Below are 26,933 nucleotides of genomic sequence, written 5' to 3' on the forward strand. Positions count from 1 at the left end.
CTCTATTTGATTCTCAACCCGACTTGTGTATACACGGTAGCCTTTTTAAGGGGGGAACCGGAATCAAAGTCCTCCTTTTTAAGGAGGATTTAGGAGGATCTAAAGTTTTTGATACATCAGCCACCACTTTTAAAATATCCTCTTAAACACAAGATTAGGTAAAAGAAACGAATTTTATTTTTTCTTTTACCTTCAACCTTTATGCAACAGGCAATTCCCGTGTTAGAAGCGTGCATATTCGCAACAATATTGTGCGGATTTTTCGGCATCATCCTCAAAAAGAACCTTGTGATGAAGATCATCTCTATGGATGTCATGAGTACGGGGGTTATCGCCTATTACGTACTGATTGCATCACGAGGTGGCTTGTTCACACCAATTATTTCCAACGTCAAAAATGTCAGATACGCCGATCCGGTTCCCCAGGCGGTGATATTGACGGCGATTGTGATCGGATTTTCGATTCAGGCGTTAATGCTGGTCGGTGTTATGAAGCTAGCACGGGATAATCCGACTTTAGAAAGTAACGAAATCGAGAAGAACAATACCCCATGAGTACCATTACAATCGCATGGATTGCACTACCATTTTTTGTGGGGTTCGTCATTTATCTACTCCCCAAGCTTGATAGATACCTTGCCCTGTGCATGGCGTTTGCTTCGGCAACTTATGCGTTACAGCTATTTCTTGAACGTTCTCCACTGACACTAAAGTTACTGGATAATTTTGGCGTTATTTTAACAGTCGATCAATTAAGCGGCTATTTTATCTTAACCAATGGGCTGGTGACGGCAGCAGTCATCCTCTACTGTTGGCACAGCGATAAGACAGCTTTTTTTTACGCACAACTTATCATTTTGCATGGCAGCATCAATGCCGCGTTTGCCTGTGCGGATTTGATCAGTTTATACGTGGCGTTAGAGGTAAGCGGTATTGCTGCGTTTCTCTTGATTGCCTATCCTCGAACTGACCGATCGATTTGGGTTGGTCTACGCTATCTGTTCATCAGCAACGTGGCAATGCTGTTTTATCTGGTTGGTGCGGTGCTGGTCTATCAGGCGGATCATTCCTTTAGTTTTGCAGGTTTGCGCGTAGCACCTCCAGAGGCACTTGCCCTCATCTTTCTGGGACTCTTGACAAAAGGAGGAATTTTTGTATCGGGATTATGGTTGCCGTTGACTCACTCGGAATCGGAAACGCCAGTGTCGGCGATGCTGTCGGGAGTTGTGGTAAAAGCTGGTGTCTATCCATTAGTACGGTGTGCGCTGATGGTGGAAGAGGTTGACCCAATAGTGAGAATCTTCGGAGTTGGCACGGCGCTTCTGGGAGTTTTCTATGCAGTCTTTGAAAAAGATACCAAGCGGATGCTGGCATTTCATACAGTTTCGCAGTTAGGTTTTATCCTCGCCGCCCCGGTTGTGGGTGGTTTTTATGCGCTGACGCACGGACTGGTTAAATCGGCGCTTTTTCTAATTGCTGGGGCTTTACCGAGTCGAAATTTCAAGGAACTACAACATCAAGCGATCGCTACCCCAATTTGGATTGCCTTGGTGATAGCCAGCTTTTCGATCTCTGGGTTCCCCTTGTTGTCCGGCTTTGGGGCGAAGGTGTTGACGACAAAGAATTTGCTGCCTTGGCAAGCGATCGCAATGAATGTTGCAGCCCTCGGAACGGCAATATCCTTTGCTAAATTCATATTTCTGCCGCGTGGAGGACAAGCAGATGTAAAGCCTGGTTTTTGGGCAGCCATGATCCTATTACTCGGTGGGCTGATTCTGGCCAACGTTGTGTATTACGAGGCGTACACGGTTGCGAATATTATCAAACCCCTTGCAACCATCGGCGTTGGATGGTTGGCGTACTTACTAATTTTCAAACACTCAATACTCAAGCTACCGCGTGTCCTTGAAGAATTTGATCATCTGATTGGTGTAATGAGTCTAATTTTAATCCTGCTTTTCTGGAAGGGATTTGCATGGTTGGGCATCTAAATTTTATATTGCGACTGACTATCTGGTTTTTGCTCACTGCCGATTTTAGTGTGGCAAATATCATCATTGGCGTAAGCATCGCACTTCTATTGCCTGGCGGTAAAACAGCTAGAGAATCATTAAAAGATTGGCTGCGTGTGCTAGGTGAGATCATCGTGGCAATTCCGCAGGCGTATATTGAGGCATTTGAAATCATCCTCCGTCCGCATAATCACGAAGATATCACGACGGAACAAGTCAAACCACGACGGACACCAGGACTGATATTCCTGGATATATTCTTGATCACCTTTACACCCAAGACCATTGTTTTGAAATATCACGAAGCAGGGTGGTATGAAGTCCACCGAGTGCGACGGAGGAGAAAAGTATGATCCTGAACTTGGCATTGATTGCAATGATTCTGACACTGCTCATCCCCATGTATGAGGCATGGCAAGATGATGATATTTGGCAAAAAATGCTGGCATTTGCCAGTGCTGCAACCAAATGTTCAATCATGATCTTGGTTGTATCTGTCTTGCGTGACGATTGGATGATTGGTGTTGTCGGAGTAATTATCTTGAGTGTGGGGAATGCCGGCTTAATGTTGTTGGCACATGTCCTCAAAAGAATGAATGATTTAGCGAATGAGTAATATATGATTAACCTGCTTAGTTATACTTGCATAGTTTTAGGAATCTTCTTCTGGTTTTGGGGAACCTTACCCTTGCTTGGCGATCGCTCGGTGTTATTCAAGCTGCATAGTCTTTCGGTTGCAGATACGCTCGGATCGATGAGTATTATCATCGGACTGCTCTTGAAAATACCTAGTGAATGGCCGTTACTCATCCTCGCCATCATCTCTTTAGCGATTTGGAATACAGTGCTGGGGTATGTGTTGGCTTACTGTTCTAGTAGCGAGCGTAGCCATGAATGATAGCTATATATATGTGATCATTGCCCTGCTGCCATTGGCTGCTTGTATGCTGGTATTTCAAGTTAATCCATACCATGCGTTGGTGATTCGCGGCATATTGGGAGCGATCGCAGCATTGGTATATACGGTTTTGGGAGCGCCTGATGTGGCTTTGACCGAAGCCTTGGTGGGTACTATGCTGGCAATTACGCTTTACGCTGTGGCAGTGCGTTCATCCTTGGTCATGCGTCTTGGCGTACTCAAAGATGAGGAAGATGACAATCAGCATTTTGCGAAACTGATGGATGAGTTCCGCACAATTTTTGGCAAGCGCTATATGCGTCTTGAACTTGTTACCTACACTAATACACAGTCATTGCACCGGGCACTGATGGAAAAAGAAGTCCATACAATCTGTGTCCGACCGAAACAAAGTGATCAAAACGGCGCAGTGTATGAGGACGAAAAGCAACCCTATCACACCAAAACCAGAATCCAACGCATCTATGACATCATGCAAACCGAACTTTCGTCACCAGGAACAATCCTAGCCTATGTAAATACACTACATTCAGGGGAGGAGCATACATGAAATGGATCTACATTGCGGCGGGCATAGCACTGTACTTCAAAATGCTCATCATGCCCAATCCAGCAGCAGATTTACCGGATTTCTCTATCGTTGAATCGATTGTCAAAGATGGTGGCGTACCCAATGCGGTTACAGTGATCATTCTCAGAAATCGGCTGTATGACACTATCTTCGAGGTGGTGGTATTTACGATCGCAATCATGGGAGCTAGTTTTCTGCTGGCAAATGAAAGACCATCTTGCACAATCTATCGTTTCACCGATCAACCATCTATTGTTCTAGCACGGCTAGGAGCGACTATTGCCGCGTTGGTAAGTATCGAACTCGCGATTCGGGGACATCTCAGCCCCGGTGGTGGTTTTGCCGCCGGGGTAGCGGGTGGAACAGCGATCGGACTGGTTGCAATTACCTCATCGGCGGAGTGGATGCAAGGCATCTACCAGCGATGGCACGCCGCTACATGGGAGAAAGTTTCGGTTCTGGTTTTCATTTTACTGGCGGTTATAACTCTGGCTGGAATTGAGTTACCGCACGGAGAGTTAGGCGCACTTGTTAGTGGGGGAGTTATCCCTTTGCTGAATATTCTGGTTGCAGTCAAAGTCGCGTTAGGGTCATGGGCGGTGATTTTGGTTTTTATTCGTTATCGGGGATTGTTGTGAGAGTTTCTATTGGGGCATTGGGCATTGGTGACTCTTCCCCATACCCATTTTCCATGCCCAAAAACTCCATCCCGCAAGTGGCGTGGAGTTTTTCATTTGGGAAATTCTGCACGTAACTGATTAACTACCCGATCTAATCCCACAGAATGGGCAGCTTTAAACAATAAACGATCGCCTGTTTGCACGAATGTCTTCAACCTAGCTACCAAATCAGCATGAGTTGCAAAGCACTCCGATGGAATACCTTCAGCACTAAGAGCGATCGCTTCGGCATCTTGTCCATCTACCAAAACCAACAAGCCGTCTAAATTCAACTTTCGCACTGTTTCTCCCACTCGCTGGTGCAACTGCTGCGATCGCTCTCCCAATTCTTTCATTGCACCCAATACGGCAATCTTCCGCTTTCCGGGTGTGTCTGCCAATAATTGCAACGCTGCTATCATAGCTTCTGGTGCAGCATTATAAGTTTCATCTAAAATTACCACATCATTAGGTAAAGTAAATCGTTGCGATCTTCCTGTAGGCATATCCACGATCACACCTGCTTTGAGGCTTGCCCAATCTATCCCCAGTACTTTTGCCACGGCTAAAGCAGCTAAGAAATTAGTCGCATTGTGACGACCGGGTAAAGGTAGAGGCAGTTGGATTCCTGCAACTTCCACAGTTTCGTTATCAATTAATTGCCCTTGAATATCCCCGCCAGAAAAGCCGTAAGTCAAAACTTCTCCCTGCCAAACTTTCGCCGCCGTGGCCATTAATAAGGGATTATCGTGGTTGAGAATTGCCACACCATCAGCAGACATTTCTGCTAATAACTCACATTTTGCCTCAGCGATCGCTTCTTCGGAACCCAGTAACTCAATATGCGCTGTCCCCACATTGGTAATCACTCCAATTGTTGGACGCGCTATTTGTGTCAGTTCGGCAATTTGTCCTCTACCGCGCATCGCCATTTCAATCACGGCGTAGTCATTTTCTGCGCCAAGTTTTAGGAGAGTTTTCGGAACACCGATTTCGTTGTTGTAATTTCCATAAGTTTTGTGAACTCGTCCCTTTGTTCCTAAAACTGCGGCGATTAATTCTTTGGTTGTAGTTTTACCCACCGAACCCGTTACGCCAATTACAGGAATATTAAAGCGATCGCGCCACCATCTACCAAGTTTTTGATATGCCTTGAGGGTGTCTTTTACTTGTAATACCGGAAAACCGGGATTTTCGTATTCAAAATCTACGATTGCAGCTATTGCACCCTTTGCGATCGCAGTTGGCACAAATTCATGTCCATCAAACTTATCGCCTCGGAAAGCGACAAATACTTCACCCGGCTTTAGGGTACGGCTATCTGTTTGGATACCGCTACTTACTTTTGTTAAAGTAGTTTCAGATAAGTTTAGAGTTTGGGCAAAAATAACTTCAACCAGTTCGGTTAGGGTGGCAGAACAATGCATAATAAGTGATTTACAATTTAATGTTCAAAATTATAAAATCGGATTATGACACAATACTGCATTGAACAACAAGATTTACGACTTATCTAAAAAGGCGCGAATCTAAGCCTGGTCACAATAACACCAAAAATAGTGCCAAAGAAACTTAACTCCTTTGGCACGCTTTGTTTATAAGCTATTTATATAGTTTAATTAGGCATATCTTCTATCGTCCTATCCCCGGTTTTTAATCAAGATTACTTGCACAATTTGTATTGCTATCTCACTAGAAACCCCTAAAGCTTGATATAAATCATTTAAGAAGTTTTTTTCTTCTTCAGCTACGATACCTTCAGCTAAGACTAAATCGGTAGCTACTGCAAAGGCTGCTTCCCGTAAATCTTGAGATAGAGAATCTTTTGCTGCATTAAATAAAGCATTAAAACCATCCCCCTGAAGAATACACAAGATTTTGTCAAACAGCCTGTTCATCATCTCATAGGGATAACTTTTAAAAAGTTTCATCCGTGACAGCACAGAAGTGATAGAATTTGCTTGCTCAATAGAAAGGTAACCGTCTGAGGCTGTTGCCACCAAGATAATGACAGCAAAAGCTTCTGCTGGATTGAGTGCTGCTTGGGTTTGGCTTTCTGTGCCCAACACAGCGTCGAATAGACCCATTGTAGTGACTCCTTGGTTAGAGTCCCACCAGCGCGACAGTTACCTGTGTATTTGGTAGATTTCCAGGTAAGACTGTAACGCTGTGAGACTTTCATGCTTTAGTGTTCCCAGGATTTATTCGCGGCGAACACTTGCACCCAATGGTTTTTGGCAATAACTACACTGCCATTTGTAAACTTAGCGTTCTCCTGTCTTTTCTATCGTCTCAATTACCGCCAAACCTATACCAGAACCTGCTATTAACAGTACTATTGACATCAAATAGGCGTTGGTCAGCATCCGTAGGGCTTCATCAAAAAAAATGTAGGTGGTCATTGCTTCACCTGTTGAAATTTGTGCTGCTAGTACTTTTTATTTCTCCACACACCGATAGGTGAATTTCGCTAAGAAACTGCTAGCAATTGCATCTTAACAAAACTTTAGCTGTTTAAGAACACTGTTTAAACTTTTTATTTCTGAAGTTTTGATGAACTTTAGAGAGTATTGGTAAAAGAAATTACTTAGGTTGAGTTTAGAGCAAAAGTTGTGTCGCCCTAAATTTACGTAAAGATAGTTGTTAAATTAGTCAACTAACTCACATTGTAGAAGGCAGGAGGCAGGAGGCAGGAGGCAGAGGGCAGGAGGTAGAGGGCAGGAGACAGAAGGTAGAAGGCATAACTGCCAAATAATCCAGCGGATTATTTGGCAGTTATGAACTTTCGTTGAATGGGGTCTTAAACCGTGAGCTTCCATAGCATTGCTTGCCACCGTAGGCATCGCGGCAGTAGATAGAGAGTCAATACTACTCGGTTAAGCATTTTGAACCCAAAGTTTGGTTTTGGGAAAGGGTTACTGGGTTTGGGTTAAAGGTTTTTAATTTCCCTTTCCCCCTTCCCCTTTCCCCCTTAACCGACAAGTATTGGATAGAGAGTAGTCTACCTCCTGCCTCCTGCCTTCTAGGATTACTATGATCTCAGTACATATACCAGAGTGATTCAATCAGGAATACCGAAATTTCACTTAAAAAAAAAGGAAAGTCCTAAAGTAAACAGCGTTCAATCGTCGCTACAACTGATTGAGAAAGACTATCAAAGTCATAACCACCTTCTAAGCCAAACAGAATTTTACGAGTTATCCCTAGACAATAATCAGTAAATAATGCGTAGTCTTCTGGTTGCAAATTGATACTTGCCAAAGGATCTGCGGCATTGCCATCATAACCAGCACTCACAATCAGTAAATCCGGCTGAAAGTTAGCTAAAAACGGTACGACTTGTGTTTCAAATAATGGCTGATATAGTGCAATATCACTACCGGGGGGTACTGGTAAATTTAAGACATTTTTATGAAAACCGCGTTCTGCCGCTCTCCCAGTACCGGGATAGCAGGGATACTGATGTAGGGAACAGTAGGCAATACGTGCTTCAGCTTCGACGATCGCTTGAGTACCATTACCGTGATGTACATCCCAATCGAGGATGGCGACGCGGTTAATTCCGGGTTGATCGAGGGCAAATAAAGCTGCGATCGCAGCATTAGAAAATAGACAAAAGCCCATCCCCGCATCACTTTCTGCATGATGCCCTGGGGGACGCGCTAGGACAAAAGCTGGATTAGCTGAACTTAACACAACCTCAACTCCATCCAACCATGCACTGACTGCCAACAGTGCCACATCATAACTGCGTGGGGAAACTGGTGTATCTCCATCCAAAGGGCCACCGCCACTAGAAGCGATTTGCCAAAGTTTTTTGATGTAGGCTGGGCTATGTGCTCTAACCAACGATGGCATCAGTGATGATTGTTCTGATGCTGGTGTAGGCGATCGCCAGGAGATTTGATCTGCAAATGTAGCTGCTTTTAGGGCATTTGCGATCGCTATCAAGCGTTCTGGTTTTTCAGGATGGTATTTTCCAGTCTTGTGATCTAAAAATTCGTCGGAATAGATGACTGGGAGCATAGGACGAAAAAGGTTGGCAGCAGCGACACTGAATGTTATTGTATCGTCACTGGTACAAAGAGTTTTTCTTTGTACTACAGTTTTGGTCGTTTACTTTCAAGGATTTCTGTTGCTTTCTGGGCAGAAAGCGGCCGGTAGAATAGAAAGCCTTGTACTTCCTCGCAATTGATAGATTTTAAGAACTCTAATTCCTCTTCTTTTTCTACCCCTTCAGCTGTCAACTTTAATCCCAAGCTGTGTCCCAAGGTAACTATGGCCTTGATAATATGAGCTACTTTGACATCCTGCGTCAAATATTGAATGAAAGATTTATCTATTTTCAAATTATGGAGTGGTAAAAGTTGTAGGCGCGAGAGCGAGGAATGACCCGTACCAAAGTCATCAATGGAGATATAAACACCCATCTGCTTTAGATTCTCTAACACCGTTCTGGTAAAATCCAAATCCTCAATGGCTGTGGTTTCCATAATTTCTAATTCTAAAAAGCGCGCTTCCAGACCCGTTTGTTCTAAAACTGTGGCTATAGTCTCAACCAATTTGGGTTGGCGGAACTGCTTAAGAGAAAGATTGACAGCCATCATTATGGGTGGTAATCCTGCATCTTGCCAGATTTTATTTTGAATACAGGCTGTCCGCAGCACCCATTCGCCGATGGGGACAATTAATCCACTTTCTTCGGCAAGGGGAATAAAGACACTGGGTGCAACCAATCCCATCTCTGGGTGCTGCCAACGCAACAGAGCCTCCACACCAGTAATTTCTTCTGTGGCAATGTTCACACGAGGCTGATAGTACACCGTAAATTCATTGCGTTCTAGGGCATAGCGCAAGCTCTTTTCTAAAGTCAAGAGTTCAGGATTTTTAGCGCTCAGGGAAACACTATAGAACTGGTAGTTATTTCGCCCTTTATCCTTGGCATAGTACAAAGCAGCATCGGCGTGCTGGATTAGTGTTTCGGCATCAGGACTGTTGTTATCAAGCAACGCAATACCGAGGCTGGCAGTCACGTAAAGTTCATGCCCTTGTAGATGGAAAGCATCCTCTAAAGCTTGTAAGATTCTGTACGCCACCAGCGTTACCTCTTCAATATCATTAACTCGTGGGAGTAAGATAGTGAACTCATCGCCTCCCCAACGGGCTATGGTGTCTCCGCCTCTAAGTGAGTCTTTTAACCTTTGAGCGACGCTTTGTAACAATTGATCTCCCAGAGTGTGCCCCAGAGTGTCATTAATAACCTTGAAGCGATCCAGGTCAAGGAATATCACAGCTAAACTTTCACTATTACGAGTGGCGTTGGGCAGAGTTTTACTGAGCAGTTCGTTAAATAGTAGGCGATTGGGCAACCCTGTCAGCACGTCATGGAGGGCTTGATAGCGAATCTTTTCTTCTACTTGCTGACGCTGCCGCGTACCAATGATACTGGCGGCCATGGTCAAAAGGCTAGATTCTTCGTGCCTAGACCAATGACGCTCAAAAGTGCAGTCTGCCAAGCCAAGGTATCCCCAAAACTCATTTTCCAAGCGAAGAGGCACTAAAAGAAGGGATTGAATGCCATCTCGAATTAGGAATTCTTGTTCGGCGACAGGAAATTTTTGGGTAATTCCGCTAATTGACTGGCCGGTAGAGAGAACATTGTACCAACGAGCTAATCCAGAAGCTTGATAAGGCAGATTTTGCCAATGGTGGTGGGTAGATTCAAAAAAAGAGTGCGTCCATTCAAATCGTAGGCTGACGGCTATTTCCCCTGTAGCAGGATGAAGATGGTTTTGAAAAAGATAAGCCCGATCTGCCTTGGCAGCTTCACCCAGTACAGCTAAGGCTCGATCAATACCAGTTTCATAATTCATTTCTCCTAGCAAATAATTGGCAGCTTCCGCAACTGCTTGTAGCAAGCGATCGCGCTGATGAAGTTCGGCTGTGGCTTGCTTTTGCTCTGTAATATCCCGAACAATAAAAGTTCTAATTAGATCACTTTCAGGAAGGTAGAGAACGGATTGTTCAAAAACTTCAGTGCCTACTTCCACTTCCCGCACAAAAGAATTTTGTTCTAGATTGTTAACTTCACTCAGGAGTCCTGTTAAAATCGGGTGTTCTGTACCAACTTCCCGAAGTTTAGGAAACTTGATACCTGCGGCTGGATTGAGATAAGTAATTCTTCCCTCGAAATCCATCTCAATAATTGGATTGGGAATAAGTTCAGGGAAGGATGCTAGGCGAGCTAAGGCGGATTCACTAGCGGCTTCAAAGCTGGGATCGATCGCTAAGGTTTGAAAAGGATTGGCAGGATTGGCTTGCTCTGATAGGAAACCAGATAAGTCTTCAACATCACAATATTCTGAAAACGCTTGTTCTGAGAGGTTAGAAATAGCATAATATTTAGCCTGAGCTTTATTACTGCCAAAGGCAATGACATCTCCGTGCCTAAGATTATGAGAAAAGCATTTAGCACCATTCACAAATAAACCATTAGTACTTCCTTTACCCTTATAGTTGCCATCAATAATTTGGAAGCCGTATTGGTCAGTCTCTGGAACAGTTACTCGCAATAAAATTGCATGTTGCATTGATACTGACCGGGAAGCCAAGACAATAGTGTTTGCGGGATGCCGCCCCAGAGAATAAGTAGTCTCTCGTAAAGGGACAGTTCGTCGCCCTTCCAGGTCTTGGATGACCAACAAATGGCGTATTTTTTCCCGCTCATTTCCTAGCATGGCTGTTCCTCAAATTCTCATATTTTTATGTCTTAGTCTGAAAAATACTACTCCCAGAAGTTCAGATTTTCAGGCTGCACTTCTGGGAAAATTTTCTCAATCAAAGTTTTCACTATCTGTGATCTCATTGGTATGTGGGTGCATACCAGCTTTTCTCTTCAGAATTGACCACAGTGATAAGCTTTGTTCTTTCGTCTATATCATTTAACCTTGTCTTTCTTAGGATACCCAGAATAAAATCAAACACTGAATAGAACACATCGTATATTTGCGGATTTTTATTCTGATACCATTTAACGAAAAATCTGATACAGATGTAACCCCTGAAAGCTTTGCTGCATCTAAGTTTTTTAATTGCTCTCTTCGTAGCGGTAGCAAGTTTGCGTACTCTTACAGAGAAGCAAGCTACGCTTTTAACGTCTCGTAGAGAGCGTCATTGCGTTAGCGAGTCTTGTATACGGCATGCCAAGGGCGAACGAGCGTCACTGCGAATTGGTATGAGTGGTGGGGAAACTCCGATTTATATAAATAATATTATGTCCGGATAATCGCTTACGATAGAAGTAGTGAGTGCAAAGATGCAACGGCTATACGAGATATACTGATTGATAGCGATCGCACCAAAAACTAGACGCACTTCAGGCAGAATTTGATATCCGCAGCGAAAAGTTTAAGCAGATGAAGAAAGCTGTAGCTATTGAGACTGCTACGGCAGTCAAGTTTCAATTAGAACAGCAGCTTCTTGATGAAGAGACAAAGCTGGCATATCTTAGCGATGAACTAGATAAAATTGAGTTTGCATTGCAATCATGAAACTTATGTAAATATACAGTTATTTGGCGGATGGAAATCAGGATTTCCCCACCCAGAAAACAAGGAAAATAGAGATATTCAGCTAATTGGTGTTTGTTTATACTATTTCAAAATTTTGTAGTCGTTATACTCATAACTTAGGTTCTACCTGGGAATTAGGAAGTGGCTTTGCCACTTCTTTTTATTAATATGGTAGCCCAGTAAAAAATAAATTAAAAGTTAAAAGTAACTTTATTGAACTTTTAAACTTTATTAATTATAATTTTTCATAAAATATCTGCTATCCATACATTGGAGGGACGTATATCTGTACGCCCCTACAAACGATTAATTTGTTGCAAAGATTTTGACAATGGTATGATATGGTATCTGTTTAATTGACCAAGCACTCTGACGGAATTTTGGTCATCTAGACATGATGTTAAGTAAGTCGGTGGGAACAAACCAAATTATGTTACGAAACTTAAATAGGCTTAAAACCCTTATCAATGACCAATGACCAATGACAAAGGACAGCCCCACCAGTTAGCTTTAATTGCGCCGACTTACTTAGTCATTACTCATTGTATCTTGCCATCTTTCACGCTTGGGTTTGCTCTCCACATCGCGCAATCGCCCTTCTTTCCAAGTTCCCCACATTAGGGATTGCTGTTTTTCAACATGGTTAATAAACTGCATAATTGAGTGATCTGCTTTGATGGGAGTTTTCAAATCAAACTTAATTGTTTGGAGAATCTTAATATCACCCATGAGAAAGTACTTAGCTGCAATCTTGGTCAGCCATAGCACAACTCTATTGCATAACAAACCAAAAATTCCTTTACGTTTTTTAGTCATCAACAGAACTTGACCTTCAGTTTTTCCCCCTTCGTAGAGGCGAACTGCAACCATCATGTGGACATGGAAAAAATCGGGGCCAAGTGTCACAATGCCAATGCTACCGTACCAATAGCAAATACTATAAGTTATGGCATTTTTGTAGAAAAGACGGATGAGCTTAATGAAAAAGGAATTGTCTTTGATGGGTGTAGTATTACTGAAGATAATAGCATTCTCGTTCAGTTCCTGTCTTTCAAAAACAACTTCTATTGGCAGTTTGTGAACTGTATTGAGGTGTTGAGCATCGATGGCATTAATCATCACCACATTGGGGTGACAATTCATCACAAAATGAGAATGGATGGCGACATCACACTCTTTTTGTTCCAACTCTGGAACAAAAGGTAGAGGTTGTTGTGGTATTTCTCCAGTCCAAACCCAAATCATCCCGTACTTTTCAGCAGTGGGCCAAGTTTGTAACTTTAGCGAAAGCGGCGTATCTAAACATGGGATATCAACACACATCCCCTCAGCATCAAACTTCCAGTGGTGGAAAAAACAACGTAGTGCATTACCCTCAACTTTGCCTTCAGCAAGGTGAGCGCCCATGTGTGGACAATAGGCATCAAGGGTAACTACTCTTTTGTCTTTACCACGGTAAATCACTAATTCTCTGCCCAAAATCGTGATAGGTTTTACTTCACCCACCCGCAGATTTTGAGAGGGTATTACCCAATACCATCCCTCAATAAAACGCTCTGGATTATTGAAAATTTTAGGTTTACGGATTGAGCTAGAAGTCTGCGAGTTGAGATTCATTTTATGGTTTCACTTGAAGTGAAGCAGTTAATCTAGAAGTAACATGGGAACTCAAAAAAAACAGTTACTTTCAGTACCATGAGAAACAGCTACCCCATAAATAGATGAAATTTAGAAGGTAAGCTCTTGAACAAATATTATTAATATTGTAAAAATTATACTAATTGAATATCAGCTTAATTAAGCTAAGATCCATTCAGAATATATGCTTGAAAAATTAAAACTTAGTAAAATCTCTAATCAGATAAAAATTTCAAATACTGATGCTAATAATTTGCTAAACTCTTAAATTACTTAATATTTGGTAAAATAGGTAATAATAATTACAAAATTTGGAAAATCTACCATGTTAACTCAAGATAACAAACTGCTTTTAATTGGTCAGGTAACAGATTTAACCGGAATACCCATTAGGACAATTCGTTATTACGAGAGTTTGGGCTTAATCAATTCATTAAGACGAACAGAGGGAGGTTTTCGGCAGTTTTCATTGGATGTTTTAACTCGTTTGGCATTCATTAAAAGGGCGCAAAATCTTGGTCTTAGCTTAGAAGAAATTGGAAATATTCTTCAGGTTTATGACCAAGGACAAACTCCCTGTGGGGAAATTAAAGAAAAACTTGAAGAGAAGGTTTTACAGATTGATCACCAAATTGATCAGCTGTTGACTTTACGCTCTGAAATAAAGGGATTACTTTCAGGCTGGAAGAATATCAGCGTTCACCATGAAAATGAGAATACAATTTGTCCCATCATTCAAAGAACTAGTACTTTGTCAAACTAGTTTTTAGTGTTTGTAGTAAGGACTTTAGTCCTGAATTTTTAAGCACTTAAGTGCTTACTACAAACCTTGCAAAATTAATGGGACAGACCACTAGTACCGCAAGACGGAATTAAAAATTAAAAAATAAAGCAATTTCTTCGTTCCTCATTTAGGACTCAGAACTTTTATAGAGAAGAAACCACCACAATTCTAGTCCGATAAAGGCTAAACCTGCGATCGCAACCCCGACTTTCAAACCCAGAGGTTGCTCGATGCGCTGGAATTGGCTGGTTTGCTCTGATGAGTGGGCTGGCATTTCTGCTAATGTTACACCTGATGTTCCAGTGAGCAGCACTAAAGCTGTCAGGCTTCCCCAAAGCATTTTTTTACTGAACATTTGCTAAATTACCCTGAAGTTATGAGATAGTTTTTGGTTGAAAGTTACGCAATCTGAGGGCATTACTAACGACAGAGAGCGAAGAAAGAGCCATCGCAGCCCCAGCGATAATTGGATTTAGTAACCAACCAAAGATGGGAAACAGAATTCCCGCCGCAATGGGAATACCAATGACGTTGTAAATAAAGGCAAAGAAGAGATTTTGCTTGATATTGTTGATGGTGGCACGGCTGAGTTGAATTGCTGTGACAATTCCTTGCAAATCTCCAGAAATTAAGGTGATATCGCTAGCTGCGATCGCTACATCTGTTCCCGTACCAATGGCAATTCCCACATCAGCCTGCGCTAGGGCTGGGGCATCATTTATGCCATCACCTACCATTGCGACAATGGAGTGGGGGGATGAGGGGGATGAGGGGGATGAAGGAGAATAATAATTGTTTGCTTGCTCCCCCTGCTTCCTCATCCTCCCCTGCTTCCCCTGCTCTCTTTGCAGAGATTGAATAATCGCCGCTTTCTGATCTGGGCGGACTTCGGCAAAGATTCGCTCGATGCCAACTTGCAGAGCGATCGCATCAGCAGTTTTACGATTGTCTCCGGTGAGCATTACGACTTCTAAACCTAACTTCTGTAATGCTTTCACCACTGCTGCTGATGAAGGTTTGAGGGCATCGGCAATACCCATTATTCCTTGTAGTTCGCCATCTACAGCAATCAAAATGACTGTTTTACCAGCCGCTTCCCATGCATCTTGATACTGCTGGAGACTCATGGTGTTAATTCCAAGTTCTGTTAACCAGCGTTGTGTACCAATTTGTACAAGCTGATTTGCAACAACTGCTTGGACTCCACTACCTGCATTAGCTAGGAAGTTCTCTGCCTCTGTTAAACTCACCTCTTGAGACTGAGCATATTTAACAACCGCTTCAGCTAAAGGATGCTCAGAATTTCGTTCCACTGTTGCTGCTAACTGTAAAAGGTTGATTTCATTACCATTAGCTGTGCCGTTAACAGTTACAAAGTCTGTAACTGTCGGTTTCCCCTGAGTCAAAGTGCCAGTTTTATCTAGAACGATCGTTTGAATTTTGTGTGCTAGTTCTAAGCTGTCAGCACCCTTAATCAAAATGCCATTTTCTGCACCTTTACCCGTCCCCACCATTACAGAAGTGGGAGTAGCTAAACCTAAAGCACAGGGACAAGCGATAATCAGTACACCCACCGTTGTCATTGTGGCTAGGGTGAGGTTGCCAGTGAAATTAAACCAAATGACAAAAGTGGCGATCGCAACGGCAATCACCGCTGGTACAAACCATCCTGTCACCTGATCTGCCAAACGCTGAATAGGTGCTTTAGAACCTTGGGCTTGTTGCACTAATTTGACGATTTGAGCCAAAAACGTATCATTTCCAACTCGTGTCACCCGAAACTGAAATGCACCTGCACCGTTAATCGTCGCCCCAATTACTTCATCTCCTGGCTGCTTTTTAACTGGCAAACTTTCACCAGTCACCATCGCTTCATCTACCGTCGAAGCACCTGCAATCACTTCGCCATCTAGGGGAATCTTTTCACCGGGACGCACCAAAATTACATCGTTAATTCTGACTTCGGCGATGGGAACATCAATTTCCACACCATCACGGATAACTCTGGCATCTTTGGCTTGCAGTCCGATGAGTTTGCGGATGGCTTCAGAAGTTTGTCCCCTAGCGCGATTTTCCAACAACCGCCCCAACAAAATTAAGGTAATGACTATTGCGGCAACTTCATAATAAATATGAGGTATCAAGCCCTGAGCAATAAAAAATTTCGGGAAAACAGTGACAAGCAAAGAATATAGATAGGCTGCACTTGTACCCAAAGCAATCAGTGTGTCCATCGTCGCCGTATGGCGCTTGAGGGATTTCCAGCCATTCCGATAAAAAGATCCACCACACCAAAAGACGACGGGTGTTGTTAGCACTAACTGTACCCAAGAATTTTGTAAGAAACTTGGAATTAAGGGTAAGTTCAGCCCAGTCATCATCGGCAACGACCCCAAAAGTAGGAAAATGCTGATTACACCTCCCACCATTACCTTGAGGAAGAGTTGGCGTTGTAATGCTTCCCTACTCGCTTTCTCGGCATCATCTTCTTCAGAGAGCAATTCTTCCTGGGGTGAGTAAGAAGAGTATCCCGCAGATGCGATCGCAGTTTGAATTTTCTCCAAATTGGCTAAAGAGCGATCGTACTTGATGGTAGCTTGTTCTGCTCCAAAGTTAACGTTGCAGTCCCTTACCCCAGGAACAGAGCGAATTGCCTTTTCGATGTTGTTGGCGCAAGCGGCGCAACTCATGCCTCGAAGTTTGAGTGTGAGAGTATCCATGTTGGGGATTGGGGATTGGGGACTGGGGACTGGGGATTGGGGATTGGAGATTGGGGATTGGGGATTGGAGATTGGAGATTGGGGATTGGTCATTCTACTAGTACCCAGTCCCTAGTCCCCTTAAGCAACTGGATAGCCAGCAGCAGCCAATGCTTCCTTAATTGTTGTTTCTGATGCTTGAGTTTCTACACTGACAAGCTTGGTTGTTGGATCAGCCTGAACACTAGCATTAGCATCAACTGCCTGAAGTGCTTTGGTGATGGTGCTTGCACAAACAGAACAAGACATGTTAGGAACCGTGAGTTGGAGAGTCATAGATTTACGGGATAAAATGAACAACCTAGCCAAACCAAGCTGGATGACTGAGGGACATCTGTCAACAGTCAGAAATAACTGGAAAGAGAGTCGCCTTGAATTTATCCTAGACTCTCTAGCCGGCTAGAGAGTCTAGAGATTTTTAAAAGTTTTTCTCTAAACTTCAAATCTCTTTACAAGCTTGGTTTAGCCGAGTAACCGTTGCCCATCAAAAATACAACGTACTACAAAACACTTGTCATCCGCTGAAAGTGTGTGTTATTAAGGCTATATAACCACATTAGTCAGAATTAACCTGTTATTTTCTCAGAATTGTAGAGAAAACAACCCTCCGCACCACTTGAGACGCGGCTGCTGAACCCAAGTCTCCTCATTTCTTCACAACAAAGAGTCTTTTTTAAGACTCTATTTGGAGTTTTCATGCAGCCCAAAAATCTGAAACGTCTCTTGCGTGCTTTAGAGCGGCAAGGTTTAGATGTAACTTATAACAATTGTACTTATTCAGTTCGTCTAGTTAATTCTCCTGATGCCCCTGTCGCAGAAGTGTTACTACCGGAAGATTTTCCCGTAGAAGCTAAGGCACTGAAGCAGTTAGCGAATTTGGCAAGTGTCCGCCACCCGTCAGGTGGATGTGTTTGTCGTGCCTGTGCCACGCCTGACTTTCACCCAGGTGATGCGGGTGTTGCCATTGGTTCAGTCGTAGAAACTGTGGGGCAGGTCATCCCTGGTGCTGTCGGTTCTGACATCAATTGTGGGATGCGCTTGCATGTTGCTGATTTGACAATCGACGAATTTCTGGCAAAGCGTGACCAATTTGTAGAACGCATGAAGGGGGATTACTTCTTCGGTACGCGTGATGTGACGATGACTGCTCACGCAATGCAAGCTTTGTTTCAATACGGAGTTCCCGGTTGGCTGGATGCCATGCTAGATAAACCTACGGGGAGTGTGGTCAAATCTGATTTGCAACAACTTGCCCAAGAGAGCGAACGCATCTTCTTAGGTGGTTCAATGGATGGTAACTGGAAACTAGCGCCTGAAGAATTAGTTCCCGATACTGGACTAGTACGCGATGGCGGACTGGCAACTATTGGCGGTGGTAATCATTTTGTAGAAGTGCAACGGGTTGATAAAGTCGAAAATCGCACACTTGCCCACGCTTGGGGAGTGCGCGAAGGACAGCTAGCTTTTATGATTCACTCTGGTTCTCGAAACGTGGGTAAATATATTGGGGGAATGTGGCGAGATAAAGCTAAGGCGACTTGGCAAAAAGGTCTGAAATACCCTGAGTCTCAGATTTTTCCTCTCTCTACTTATTCTCATCCCGAACTAGTCGCCAGTTACCTACAAGCTGAAGCCACTGCTGCTAACTATGCCTTTGTCAATCGCCTGCTGTTAGCAGAATTGCTACGTCTGCGTTTACGAGAAGTATACAAAGATGTGGAAGCACCTCTAGTTTATGACTTGCCGCATAACATCACCTTGCCACAACTTGAAGATGTAGAGACGTTGTACACAAAATCTCTCCAATCTAAAATCCAGAATCCAAAATCCAAAATTGAGAAGTGGATAACACGCAAGGGCGCTTGTCCCGCCCATCTAGGGCAACCAGTGATTATCCCAGGTTCAATGGGTGCTTATTCTTATCTGATGGTGGGTAGAGGCAATCCAGCATTTTGTAATTCGGCCTCACACGGGGCGGGAAGAATTCATTCTCGCTTCGACCTCAATCGCAGAGGTGCATCTGAAAGTGAGGCAGAACTGGGATTAACTGGGGTAGACTGCATCACCCTGCGTCAAGAACGCCGCATTGAAGAAGCACCCGCTGCTTACAAACCAATTCAGTCTGTGATTAATGTGCAGGTTCAGGCAGAAATGGTTGATGTTGTGGCACGGTTGAGTCCGGTGTTGACGTTTAAGGCGTAAGGGTTGCTTGCTACGCAGAAAAGTAGGGACGCGAAATTTCCCGTCTCTACTTTGGTTTTATTGGTAGACATCTCCAGAAATTAAATATGCGTTATCCAGAATTTTTGTAGAGAAGCAAAATTCCGCGTATCTACATTCCTTTTAGAGATGTCTACTTTACAGCTAAGGGACTTCCAAATAAAAAAATACTCAACTACTTCTTGTGGAGTGGGCGACACGAGCGCCCGTAGCCAGATGCCATTAGTGTAAACTTAAGCCCAAACCCCTGTCAAAAATAAGTAAAGTTCAGTTTTTCTTATATTGTCTTGGCTATGGACATGATACATGATATATTCTACGGGATTAAAAAGTTAAAATTACTTAAGTAAACGTTTTAAATGTTTAAAAAGTCGCAAGATATCTTAAACCCCCTCTTCAAACCTCTTCGCCACTCCTGAGAGGCTTTGAAACCCCCATCCCTTCAATGCTTATAGATACAGCAGCATACTGAATTTCAAAAATAGATTAATAGCAATTATGAGTCCCATGAAAATTACTATGTTAGGCGAAAGCTTAGAGCGCCAAGGTGGAATAGTTTCTGTGGAAAAACTCATTCTTGAAGAAACTACATCTGATATTCAAATTACACATATCACTACTTTACCGAATGGCTCTACTGTCCATAAAGTGTTAGTGTTTTTGCAAGCAATAGCTAAGTTATTTTGGAACTTATTAAACCAGAAAACTGACCTAATTCACATTCATGTTTCTGATAGAGGTAGTGCTTTTCGTCACTCAATTACTACTATTATTGGTTGGCTATTTCAAAAACCAGTAATTATTCATACTCATAGTGCTGATTTTCATTTGTTTTACTCTAAACTTCCTCAATTGCTTAAGCAGTGGCTCAATTGGTCATTTCGTAAATCTACCCATTTTATTGTTTTATCAGATAGCTGGAAAAAATTCTATATTGAAAATCTTGGTTTGAAATCAGAGCAAGTTATAATTCTCCCTAACCCGGTAAAAATTCCCGCACAAATTCCACAGAGGATAGATTCCAAGGAGATATTTTTCTTATTTTTAGGGCGCATTGGTGAGCGCAAAGGTGCATTTGATTTAATTAAGGCATTTGCTTCTATACCTGCTGCTCAACAAAGCCGAGCAAAGTTAGTTATGGCGGGGGATGGAGATGTAGAAAAAGCTCGCAGTTTGATTCCAACTCTAAATCTTATTGACCACATCACTATTCTTGACTGGGTAGACCAAGAAAAACGCGACGAGCTTTTAACTGAAGCTAATGTATTTGTGTTGCCTTCTTACAATGAAGGTCTTCCTATGGCACTACTAGAAGCAATGAGTTGGGGTTTAGCAGTTATCACTACCGCAGTAGGAGGAATACCTGAGATAGTTACTCAAGACCAGAATGGTTTATTAGTTAATCCGGGGGATATTCAACAATTATCAGAAGCAATGCAATCCTTAATTATAGATGAAAATCTGAGAATGTCTCTGGGAAATAATGCACGAGTCAGCGTTAAACACTTGGATATAAAGGATTATTTTGTATCTTTGAAATGCATTTATAAAGCAGTTCTAGATTGAGAGTCTTCTTGATCTAAAGATAAGCAGTTTTTTTAGTTATATAGCTACCCTTATAGTTAAGGGATTTATGCAGTCTATTAAATACTGAAATTAAAAACTAAGCAATTCATCCTCTAGAAGGATAGCAAGCATTAAAAAGTATGGAATTAATATTATTAACAATTAAGGGAATGCTCAAGTCACTAATTTTATTGTTCATCTCTTTTTCTATTTAGTGTGTTCGCTAATAAATGAGGTTCAGAAATGAAAACTTTTCCTGAAGTAAAGTTACTTTACACAAGATTCCATAAAGTTAAAGTACAAGAATTAATAGATTATTTAATAGAAGCAGCAAAAAGCAAAAAAAAGACAATTGTAGAACATGTGAATATCAAAGCTATGAATTTAGCATACGAAAAGTATTGGTATCGAGATTTTTTGAATAAAGCTGATTTAGTATTTTGTGACGGATTTGGTGTATTGATAGGAGCTAAATTCAACGGTTATTCAGTGCAATCTGTACATCGCATGACAGCACCAGATTACATAGAAGATTTAGCATTAAAATGTGAGAGAGAAAACCTTTCTTTATTTTTGTTAGCTGGAAAACCCGGCGTAGTCGATAAAGCAATTACTAAGTTAGCAGCAATTGCACCTAATTTACGTATACATGGACATCATGGTTATTTTGATAAATCAGGAAAAGAGAATGATTTGGTAATAGACAAAATTAATAAATTTAAACCAGATATTTTATATATTGGTTTTGGTATGCCGTTACAAGAACGCTGGATTTTAGATAACTTCAATAAAATTGAAGCTACTGTATTTTTACCTTTAGGTGCTTGTCTAGATTTTTATACTGACTCTATATACCGCGGTCCACGTTGGCTAACTGATAATGGACTTGAGTGGTTAACACGCTTAATTACTGAACCTACCCGTCTCTGGGATCGTTATATTGTAGGCATTCCATTATTTTTTTATCGGGTACTTAAACAGCGAATTACCCAAGCAATGCTCACAAATCGCTGAATGAAGAGTGCTGAGTTGGTAAATTTTTTCGGTTTTTCAGTATTAACTATAGGACTACTATTTGATTTTTAAAAAGATACGTAGTGGCGTGACACAGCTAAAATAGTGCATTAGCTTTGCCACGCCACTACCTAATTTTGTTCAAAAATCACAGAGTAATCCTATATGCTAAATTAATAGCTGAAATTCTATGTTATCAGGCTAATAATATAATTTATGATGAAGTATCATAAATTTAATTTTTTTACCTTTCCATTAAATTTTTGGCATATTGCTGAAGAACCATTTTTTCTAAAATCAACTGATCGCGTCGCTAACGCTTCACTATCTAGCGTCGTATGTTTCGATGGTTACCCAATCCCCAATTCCTTTTACAAAGCTGGCTTCCAATATACGTTTCGTAAAAAAACTTTGTTTCTTGTATAAATTTAATCATTATTTATCTTCTTTCTTAAGTAAATTGATAGCAAAAGTAAAAGCTAAAATTAAACTAAACTTAAATAAGTAGCCAATTTAAACCGTGTCTGGTGCTAATAGCAATCAAAAAACCTTTTTACCCATTTACACAGGTAAATCCAATCAATAGAATATGGATCGTCGGAATTTTCTAAAGTATGTCACTTTAGCAGGATCTAGCTTTGCCTTAACTAGTTGTTTTCAAGGTAGAAATTCCAATTCACAGCCGGATGTGTCCCTCTCAGCATCACCTATGGCGGTAAATGAACCTCTGAAGGTGGGATTTGTTTATATGGGCCCTGTAGGTGATTTTGGTTGGACTTATGCCCATGATTTGGGTCGCAGAGACATGGAAGCCAATCTCCAAGATAAGGTAAAAACTACCTTTGTCGAAAATATAAACGAAGGCGCTGACGCTGAAAGGGTGATTCGCCAATTAGCATTAGATGGTAATAAGTTGATTTTTACAACTTCCTTTGGCTACATGAACCCAACAATTAAAGTTGCCAAGGACTTTGGTGATGTTATCTTTGAAAACTGTACAGGATACAAGCGTGCTGCTAATGTTGGTACTTATTTGGGACGCTTTGAAGAACCGCGTTATTTAACCGGTATGATTGCTGGCAAGATGACAAAATCAAATGTAGTTGGTTTTATTGGCGCATACCCAATTCCAGAAGTAATTCGAGGAATCAGTGCATTCACTCAAGGAGTGCGCCTAACAAATCCCCAAGCAAAAGTTAAGGTACTTTGGGTACAAAGTTGGTACGATCCAGCGAAAGAAAGAGAAGCGGCTCAAGCTTTGGTCAATTGAGGTGCGGATGTATTAACACAGCATACTGACTCTGGTGCAGTTGTCCAATTTGCAGAGGAAAAAGATATTTATGCTTTTGGCTACAACACTGATATGAGTAAGTTTGGTCAAAAAGCTCACCTGACATCACCTATTAACAAATGGGGCAAATTCTATACAGATAAAGCTTTGGCTGTAATGAGTAACACTTGGAAGCCTCAAGATGTTTGGGATGGTATTGGTGAAGGGATGGTGGATATTTCCCCGATGAATCAGGCGATTCCATCTGATGTGCAACAACTGGTGAATGCGAAGCGTGATGAGTTTATTCAGGGTACTGCACATCCTTTTGATGGCCCAGTGAAAGATCAAAAAGGGATGGTGCGAGTGCCAAAGGGTAAGGTGTTGGATGATCGGGGACAACTGGCGATGGATTGGTATGTTGAGGGAATCGAAGGGTCAATTCCCAAGGCCAAATCCTAGCACTGCTCAAAAATACACAACACTAGGGTTTTTCTTTATTAATTTTTTAATTTAGTTATATAGCGGTTCTCGCTTAAGTGAGGTACATTCCAGTGCGATACATAATTGGAGCATCTGGCATTGTCTACAGCCTAAGTCTGACGCTTTTGAAGGTGGCTTACTCCTGCCTCCTGAATGATGTTGTTAAATTAGCAGCAGCAGAGTGATCAACTAAAAACTTTCTTCAAATTTTCTGGCTGTGTTACCGCCAAATATTGAGCCGACATTTCCGGTGTGAGTAGTTCTATCATGACTTTGTTTTCTAACCAGAACTCAATGACATCAAAAAAAGAGTTGCGGTTACAACGTAATACTCTCCAACCTTCCCGTTCGCCAATCAACTCAATTTTTTCCTGACTAGAAGAAACCGAGACTGCTGCATGAGTAGCTGTGAACCCAGAAGGAGTAACATTTTCTGTAAATATACACTGCTTATCTCCTTCACCAGGTATTAGCTGAGTTTCTAATGGATAAACTTCAATTCCTGTTCCATGTTCGTCAAGGGGAAAAACCATATAACTACCTGGGTGAGGGAAAAAGGGAAAAGCCTGCCCATTCAAGACTTCAGCCAGAACTTGAGCAACGTGCAGGGGATTTTGAACAGAAATTGATATGTGATGAATCATACTTAATTACCCCTTACCCCATAATCATGATGGGGTTTCTAAATTTTTTGTTTTGTGGAGTGCTTATCTTCCACGAGAGCTTGATCACTTTTCACCCCATTTCTATTGATTTATGCAAAGAGTAAAATAAATTTTATTGAAAGCGGCGGGAAACTTCATCCCCGGACTTCATGCCGCTTCTCTGCGAGAGGCTGCGCCAACACTAATCACAGCTACGTAGACTAAGGTGCTATAAATTACTTAATACTTAATTGATGCTTGTATTACTCTGAAAGATTTCAAAAATGAAATGATGAAAGTAATGTGTAGAATATTGGCTAAAAAAATCGATTTTTTCATCATAACAATTAGCTCTAACCGACTCAGAAACACTTGATGTGAATAAGCTATTATTCTCCACTTGACAATGAGAAAATTTTTTCACAGTCAGCGTAAAAATATATTATATTTTTTTCACTAATTGGTCATAAGAACGCATTTTTTATAACGAATTAACTCAAATATCTAATCAGTATTGACTCTAGTTGGACTATCCGAATAGGCTTAACAAGGTAGTCATTTACATTCCCTGGTAGCTTGCTAATTTCCTCTTCTAAAGGTTCGCTAAAGGTCATCATTACAATTGGCAAATCTTCCCAAGAAGGCTCTTGTCTAAGGATATTCAGCAAATTCAATATGCGAACATCCTCTGCTAACTGGAAATCAAAAAAAACTAAATCTGGTTGGAGGTTTTGCACCTGTTTCAAAAAGTCGTTCCCATTATCTATCCACTTGACTTGGTAGCCAATTGTGTGGAGATAATCTTGCAGCACTGTGGCAGTATTTTCTTCTTCTTCCACAAGCAAAATGGTTTTATTTGTAGGGATGATTGAGGAAGAGGAAGACAAGGAGGACAAGGTAAAATTTGCCCCCTCATCTCTCGGATGCACTGGATTTGGTAGAAACAGAGTGAACTGACTACCTTTTCCCAAAGTCGATGTTACGGTAACATCTCCACCATGCAAACGCGCTAATTTGCGCGTTAAAGCTAAACCCAGTCCAGTGCCTTCATACTGCCGATTTAGCTGACTGTCAAGCTGTTTAAACGGTTCAAATAGAAATTGAAAATGATTTGAGTCTATACCAATTCCAGTATCTGAAACTGTAAATGTTATCCCTTGCGGTACTTTTTTGACTACCAGTGATACCTGACCGACTGAGGTGAATTTAATAGCATTAGTGAGCAGGTTGAGTAGCATTTGTTTGATGTGCCGCTCATCAGCAATACAAATATCCGCTTCTAGGTGAATTTCATGTGTGAGTTGCAATCCCTTTTCTAAGGCGCGATCGCGCACTGTCCATATGACATAATTACACAAATCTGACACTGGCAAAGGTGACAGTAACAGTTCCTCTTTGCCGGCTTCTACCTTCGATAGGTCAAGGATATCGTTAATTAATGCCAGCAGATGTTCACCACTACTATATATACAACTTACATATTCGTTCTGCTTTTCATTGAGAGAGCCAACTATTTCTTGTTGCAGTAACTGTGACAAACCCATAATCGCATTTAGAGGCGTCCGCAACTCATGGCTCATGGTTGCTAAAAATTCACTTTTTGCCCGACTGGCGGCTTCTGCTGCTTCTTGGGAGGCACGCAGTTTTAACTCTGTTTGCTTACGTTCAGTAATGTCCTCAATCATCGCTAAAAAAAACTCAGGTTCACCATTGCTGCCTGGTATAACAGAAACTGAGATATGAGTCCAAACTAAGCTACCATTTTGATGCCGGCAGCGTCTTTCCATCTCAATCCGATGTCTTTCAACAAGCTGTTCCTGATGTTTGGAGGGTTGTAAGTCATCTCTCGAAGTTGTCTTTAAGTCTGTGCGAATTCCTGACATCAGTTGCTTGTAAAGTTTTAAATCCCCCCTTTCTATGGAAATGTAATCTGTAAACCGCTTGCCGTATAAATCTTCTCGGCTGTATCCTAAAATCTCGCACAGCGCCAGATTAGTATCGACTATCTGCGCTTTCATATCTATAAGTCCAATGCCGATAGAGGAACGCTCAAAAATCGCCCGAAATTGCGCCTCACTCTGTCGTAGTGCTTCCTGCACGAAGTTTCGCTCACTCGCTTCTATAGCCATTGTCACGAAATCTGCAATCGAGCCAGCAAAAGTCTCTTCCTCCAAAGTCCATTGGCGACTTTCGCCTATGTGTTCGTGACACACTACGCCTACCAAACGACCCTCTAGCCAAATCGGTGCATCCAGTAAGGATGTGATGCCCAAAACGGAAAGATAAGACTCGGATAATTCTTGGGTTCTTGTATCATTTCTGGCATCATGTGCGGCAATGGTACGTTCCTCTTCTAAAGCCTGGAAATAAGCAGGAAAATTTGTTTTTGAAAGCGATTTACCAAAGGTATGTTCTTTAGTCCTTACATCATACAAATCAATGCATTCAATTTTTGAACGTTCTTCATTATATAACCATACCCCAACTCGCTCCACCAAGAGTGTCCGAGCAGCAGTTTCGGTGATTTCCCTCAAAACCGCATTGAGATTACCTTCCTGAAATGTCTTGCTTCTTGCCAGTTGCACCAGAGACTGGCTTTGTTTTCGCCGACTATTTTCTCTGATTCGGAAAGCCTCTTGGGCCTGGTTGTGCTCTGTAATATTTCTAGCTGACACCACCTGCATTAGTTGCCCTCAAGAAGAAATAATTTTGCCTTGCAGTTCTACGGAAAACTAGAACTTTCTTTGTATAACTACAATTACTTGATATGGTTTTTCATAACCGGAAAGTATAATTTTTCTAATCAAATTTTATGATTGTGGA

Annotated in this window: 23 protein-coding genes and 1 pseudogene; 13 read left to right on the forward strand and 11 right to left on the reverse strand. The window is 41.8% G+C overall.

Annotated features, from left to right (window positions below):
- Nucleotides 1-219: 219 nt before the first annotated feature.
- From ABF638_RS14300 to ABF638_RS14330, 7 genes are read left to right on the forward strand one after another with little or no spacing between them, the layout of a single operon-like run.
- A complete protein-coding gene (locus ABF638_RS14300) occupies nucleotides 220-555 on the forward strand; it encodes a cation:proton antiporter subunit C (RefSeq protein WP_181932850.1) in 336 nt (111 codons plus the stop codon).
- Nucleotides 552-1,991: a cation:proton antiporter gene (locus ABF638_RS14305; protein WP_435023317.1), complete on the forward strand. Its 1,440-nt coding sequence runs from the start codon at nucleotides 552-554 to the stop codon at nucleotides 1,989-1,991. The genes ABF638_RS14300 and ABF638_RS14305 overlap by 4 nt, the downstream gene beginning before the upstream one ends.
- Nucleotides 1,976-2,365 carry a cation:proton antiporter gene (locus tag ABF638_RS14310; protein WP_435023318.1) on the forward strand — a complete coding sequence of 130 codons (390 nt, stop codon included), beginning with the start codon at nucleotides 1,976-1,978 and terminating at the stop codon, nucleotides 2,363-2,365. Before ABF638_RS14305 ends, ABF638_RS14310 begins: the two co-directional genes overlap by 16 nt.
- Nucleotides 2,362-2,628 carry a hypothetical protein gene (locus ABF638_RS14315; protein WP_181928936.1) on the forward strand — a complete coding sequence of 89 codons (267 nt, stop codon included), beginning with the start codon at nucleotides 2,362-2,364 and terminating at the stop codon, nucleotides 2,626-2,628. Before ABF638_RS14310 ends, ABF638_RS14315 begins: the two co-directional genes overlap by 4 nt.
- 3 nt (nucleotides 2,629-2,631) lie before the next feature.
- Complete coding sequence (locus ABF638_RS14320) at nucleotides 2,632-2,910, forward strand: monovalent cation/H(+) antiporter subunit G (RefSeq protein ID WP_435023319.1); 279 nt, start codon at nucleotides 2,632-2,634, stop codon at nucleotides 2,908-2,910.
- Nucleotides 2,903-3,481 carry a DUF4040 domain-containing protein gene (locus ABF638_RS14325; protein WP_435023320.1) on the forward strand — a complete coding sequence of 193 codons (579 nt, stop codon included), beginning with the start codon at nucleotides 2,903-2,905 and terminating at the stop codon, nucleotides 3,479-3,481. Before ABF638_RS14320 ends, ABF638_RS14325 begins: the two co-directional genes overlap by 8 nt.
- A complete protein-coding gene (locus tag ABF638_RS14330) occupies nucleotides 3,478-4,140 on the forward strand; it encodes a Na(+)/H(+) antiporter subunit B (RefSeq protein ID WP_435023321.1) in 663 nt (220 codons plus the stop codon). Before ABF638_RS14325 ends, ABF638_RS14330 begins: the two co-directional genes overlap by 4 nt.
- Nucleotides 4,141-4,232: 92 nt before the next feature.
- On the opposite strand, the gene ABF638_RS14335 is transcribed toward ABF638_RS14330, so the two are convergent.
- From ABF638_RS14335 to ABF638_RS14355, 5 genes are all read right to left on the reverse strand, one after another.
- Nucleotides 4,233-5,588 carry a UDP-N-acetylmuramoyl-tripeptide--D-alanyl-D-alanine ligase gene (locus ABF638_RS14335; RefSeq protein ID WP_435023322.1) on the reverse strand — a complete coding sequence of 452 codons (1,356 nt, stop codon included), beginning with the start codon at nucleotides 5,586-5,588 and terminating at the stop codon, nucleotides 4,233-4,235.
- A gap of 213 nt (nucleotides 5,589-5,801) precedes the next feature.
- Complete coding sequence (locus ABF638_RS14340) at nucleotides 5,802-6,248, reverse strand: tellurite resistance TerB family protein (protein WP_435023323.1); 447 nt, start codon at nucleotides 6,246-6,248, stop codon at nucleotides 5,802-5,804.
- 177 nt (nucleotides 6,249-6,425) lie between these two features.
- The gene (locus tag ABF638_RS14345) at nucleotides 6,426-6,563 is read right to left on the reverse strand and encodes a hypothetical protein (RefSeq protein ID WP_176727159.1); all 138 of its coding nucleotides are present in this window, start codon (nucleotides 6,561-6,563) and stop codon (nucleotides 6,426-6,428) included.
- A gap of 703 nt (nucleotides 6,564-7,266) precedes the next feature.
- Nucleotides 7,267-8,187, reverse strand: a complete 921-nt coding sequence (locus tag ABF638_RS14350; protein ID WP_435023324.1) for a histone deacetylase family protein — start codon at nucleotides 8,185-8,187, stop codon at nucleotides 7,267-7,269.
- Nucleotides 8,188-8,261: 74 nt separating this feature from the next.
- Complete coding sequence (locus ABF638_RS14355) at nucleotides 8,262-10,898, reverse strand: EAL domain-containing protein (protein ID WP_435023325.1); 2,637 nt, start codon at nucleotides 10,896-10,898, stop codon at nucleotides 8,262-8,264.
- Nucleotides 10,899-11,576: 678 nt separating this feature from the next.
- On the opposite strand from ABF638_RS14355, the gene ABF638_RS14360 reads away from it, so the two are divergent.
- A complete protein-coding gene (locus tag ABF638_RS14360; RefSeq protein ID WP_435023326.1) occupies nucleotides 11,577-11,711 on the forward strand; it encodes a hypothetical protein in 135 nt (44 codons plus the stop codon).
- A gap of 549 nt (nucleotides 11,712-12,260) precedes the next feature.
- Here ABF638_RS14360 and ABF638_RS14365 read toward each other — a convergent pair.
- On the reverse strand, nucleotides 12,261-13,349 hold the full coding sequence (locus tag ABF638_RS14365; protein ID WP_435023327.1) for a Rieske 2Fe-2S domain-containing protein: 1,089 nt from the start codon (nucleotides 13,347-13,349) through the stop codon (nucleotides 12,261-12,263).
- A gap of 346 nt (nucleotides 13,350-13,695) precedes the next feature.
- Here ABF638_RS14365 and ABF638_RS14370 point away from each other — a divergent pair, with 346 nt between their 5' ends.
- On the forward strand, nucleotides 13,696-14,133 hold the full coding sequence (locus tag ABF638_RS14370) for a heavy metal-responsive transcriptional regulator (RefSeq protein ID WP_435023328.1): 438 nt from the start codon (nucleotides 13,696-13,698) through the stop codon (nucleotides 14,131-14,133).
- A gap of 148 nt (nucleotides 14,134-14,281) precedes the next feature.
- Here ABF638_RS14370 and ABF638_RS14375 read toward each other — a convergent pair whose 3' ends face one another.
- From ABF638_RS14375 to ABF638_RS14385, 3 genes are all read right to left on the reverse strand, one after another.
- The gene (locus ABF638_RS14375; RefSeq protein ID WP_435023329.1) at nucleotides 14,282-14,509 is read right to left on the reverse strand and encodes a hypothetical protein; all 228 of its coding nucleotides are present in this window, start codon (nucleotides 14,507-14,509) and stop codon (nucleotides 14,282-14,284) included.
- Between the two features lie 19 nt (nucleotides 14,510-14,528).
- Nucleotides 14,529-16,874 carry a heavy metal translocating P-type ATPase gene (locus ABF638_RS14380; protein WP_435023379.1) on the reverse strand — a complete coding sequence of 782 codons (2,346 nt, stop codon included), beginning with the start codon at nucleotides 16,872-16,874 and terminating at the stop codon, nucleotides 14,529-14,531.
- A gap of 120 nt (nucleotides 16,875-16,994) precedes the next feature.
- Complete coding sequence (locus ABF638_RS14385; protein WP_181928896.1) at nucleotides 16,995-17,189, reverse strand: heavy-metal-associated domain-containing protein; 195 nt, start codon at nucleotides 17,187-17,189, stop codon at nucleotides 16,995-16,997.
- A gap of 420 nt (nucleotides 17,190-17,609) precedes the next feature.
- Between ABF638_RS14385 and ABF638_RS14390 the strand changes: the two genes are divergently transcribed.
- The 4 genes and pseudogenes from ABF638_RS14390 (at nucleotide 17,610) to ABF638_RS14405 (ending at nucleotide 23,445) form a co-directional block, all read left to right on the forward strand.
- Nucleotides 17,610-19,115: an RtcB family protein gene (locus ABF638_RS14390; protein ID WP_435023330.1), complete on the forward strand. Its 1,506-nt coding sequence runs from the start codon at nucleotides 17,610-17,612 to the stop codon at nucleotides 19,113-19,115.
- A gap of 525 nt (nucleotides 19,116-19,640) precedes the next feature.
- Complete coding sequence (locus ABF638_RS14395; protein WP_435023331.1) at nucleotides 19,641-20,699, forward strand: glycosyltransferase family 4 protein; 1,059 nt, start codon at nucleotides 19,641-19,643, stop codon at nucleotides 20,697-20,699.
- A gap of 243 nt (nucleotides 20,700-20,942) precedes the next feature.
- Nucleotides 20,943-21,713 (forward strand): WecB/TagA/CpsF family glycosyltransferase, encoded by a 771-nt coding sequence (locus ABF638_RS14400; protein WP_435023332.1) that lies wholly within the window; start codon nucleotides 20,943-20,945, stop codon nucleotides 21,711-21,713.
- 589 nt (nucleotides 21,714-22,302) lie between these two features.
- A pseudogene (locus ABF638_RS14405) lies at nucleotides 22,303-23,445 on the forward strand (BMP family ABC transporter substrate-binding protein).
- Nucleotides 23,446-23,651: 206 nt separating this feature from the next.
- On the opposite strand, the gene ABF638_RS14410 reads toward ABF638_RS14405, so the two are convergent.
- On the reverse strand, nucleotides 23,652-24,110 hold the full coding sequence (locus ABF638_RS14410; RefSeq protein WP_435023334.1) for a hypothetical protein: 459 nt from the start codon (nucleotides 24,108-24,110) through the stop codon (nucleotides 23,652-23,654).
- Between the two features lie 491 nt (nucleotides 24,111-24,601).
- Nucleotides 24,602-26,794 (reverse strand): hybrid sensor histidine kinase/response regulator, encoded by a 2,193-nt coding sequence (locus ABF638_RS14415; protein WP_435023337.1) that lies wholly within the window; start codon nucleotides 26,792-26,794, stop codon nucleotides 24,602-24,604.
- Between the last annotated feature and the right edge of the window lie 139 nt (nucleotides 26,795-26,933).

The organism is Nostoc sp. CALU 1950 (genome assembly GCF_051172895.1).
Taxonomy (GTDB): Bacteria; Cyanobacteriota; Cyanobacteriia; order Cyanobacteriales; family Nostocaceae; genus Nostoc; species Nostoc edaphicum_A.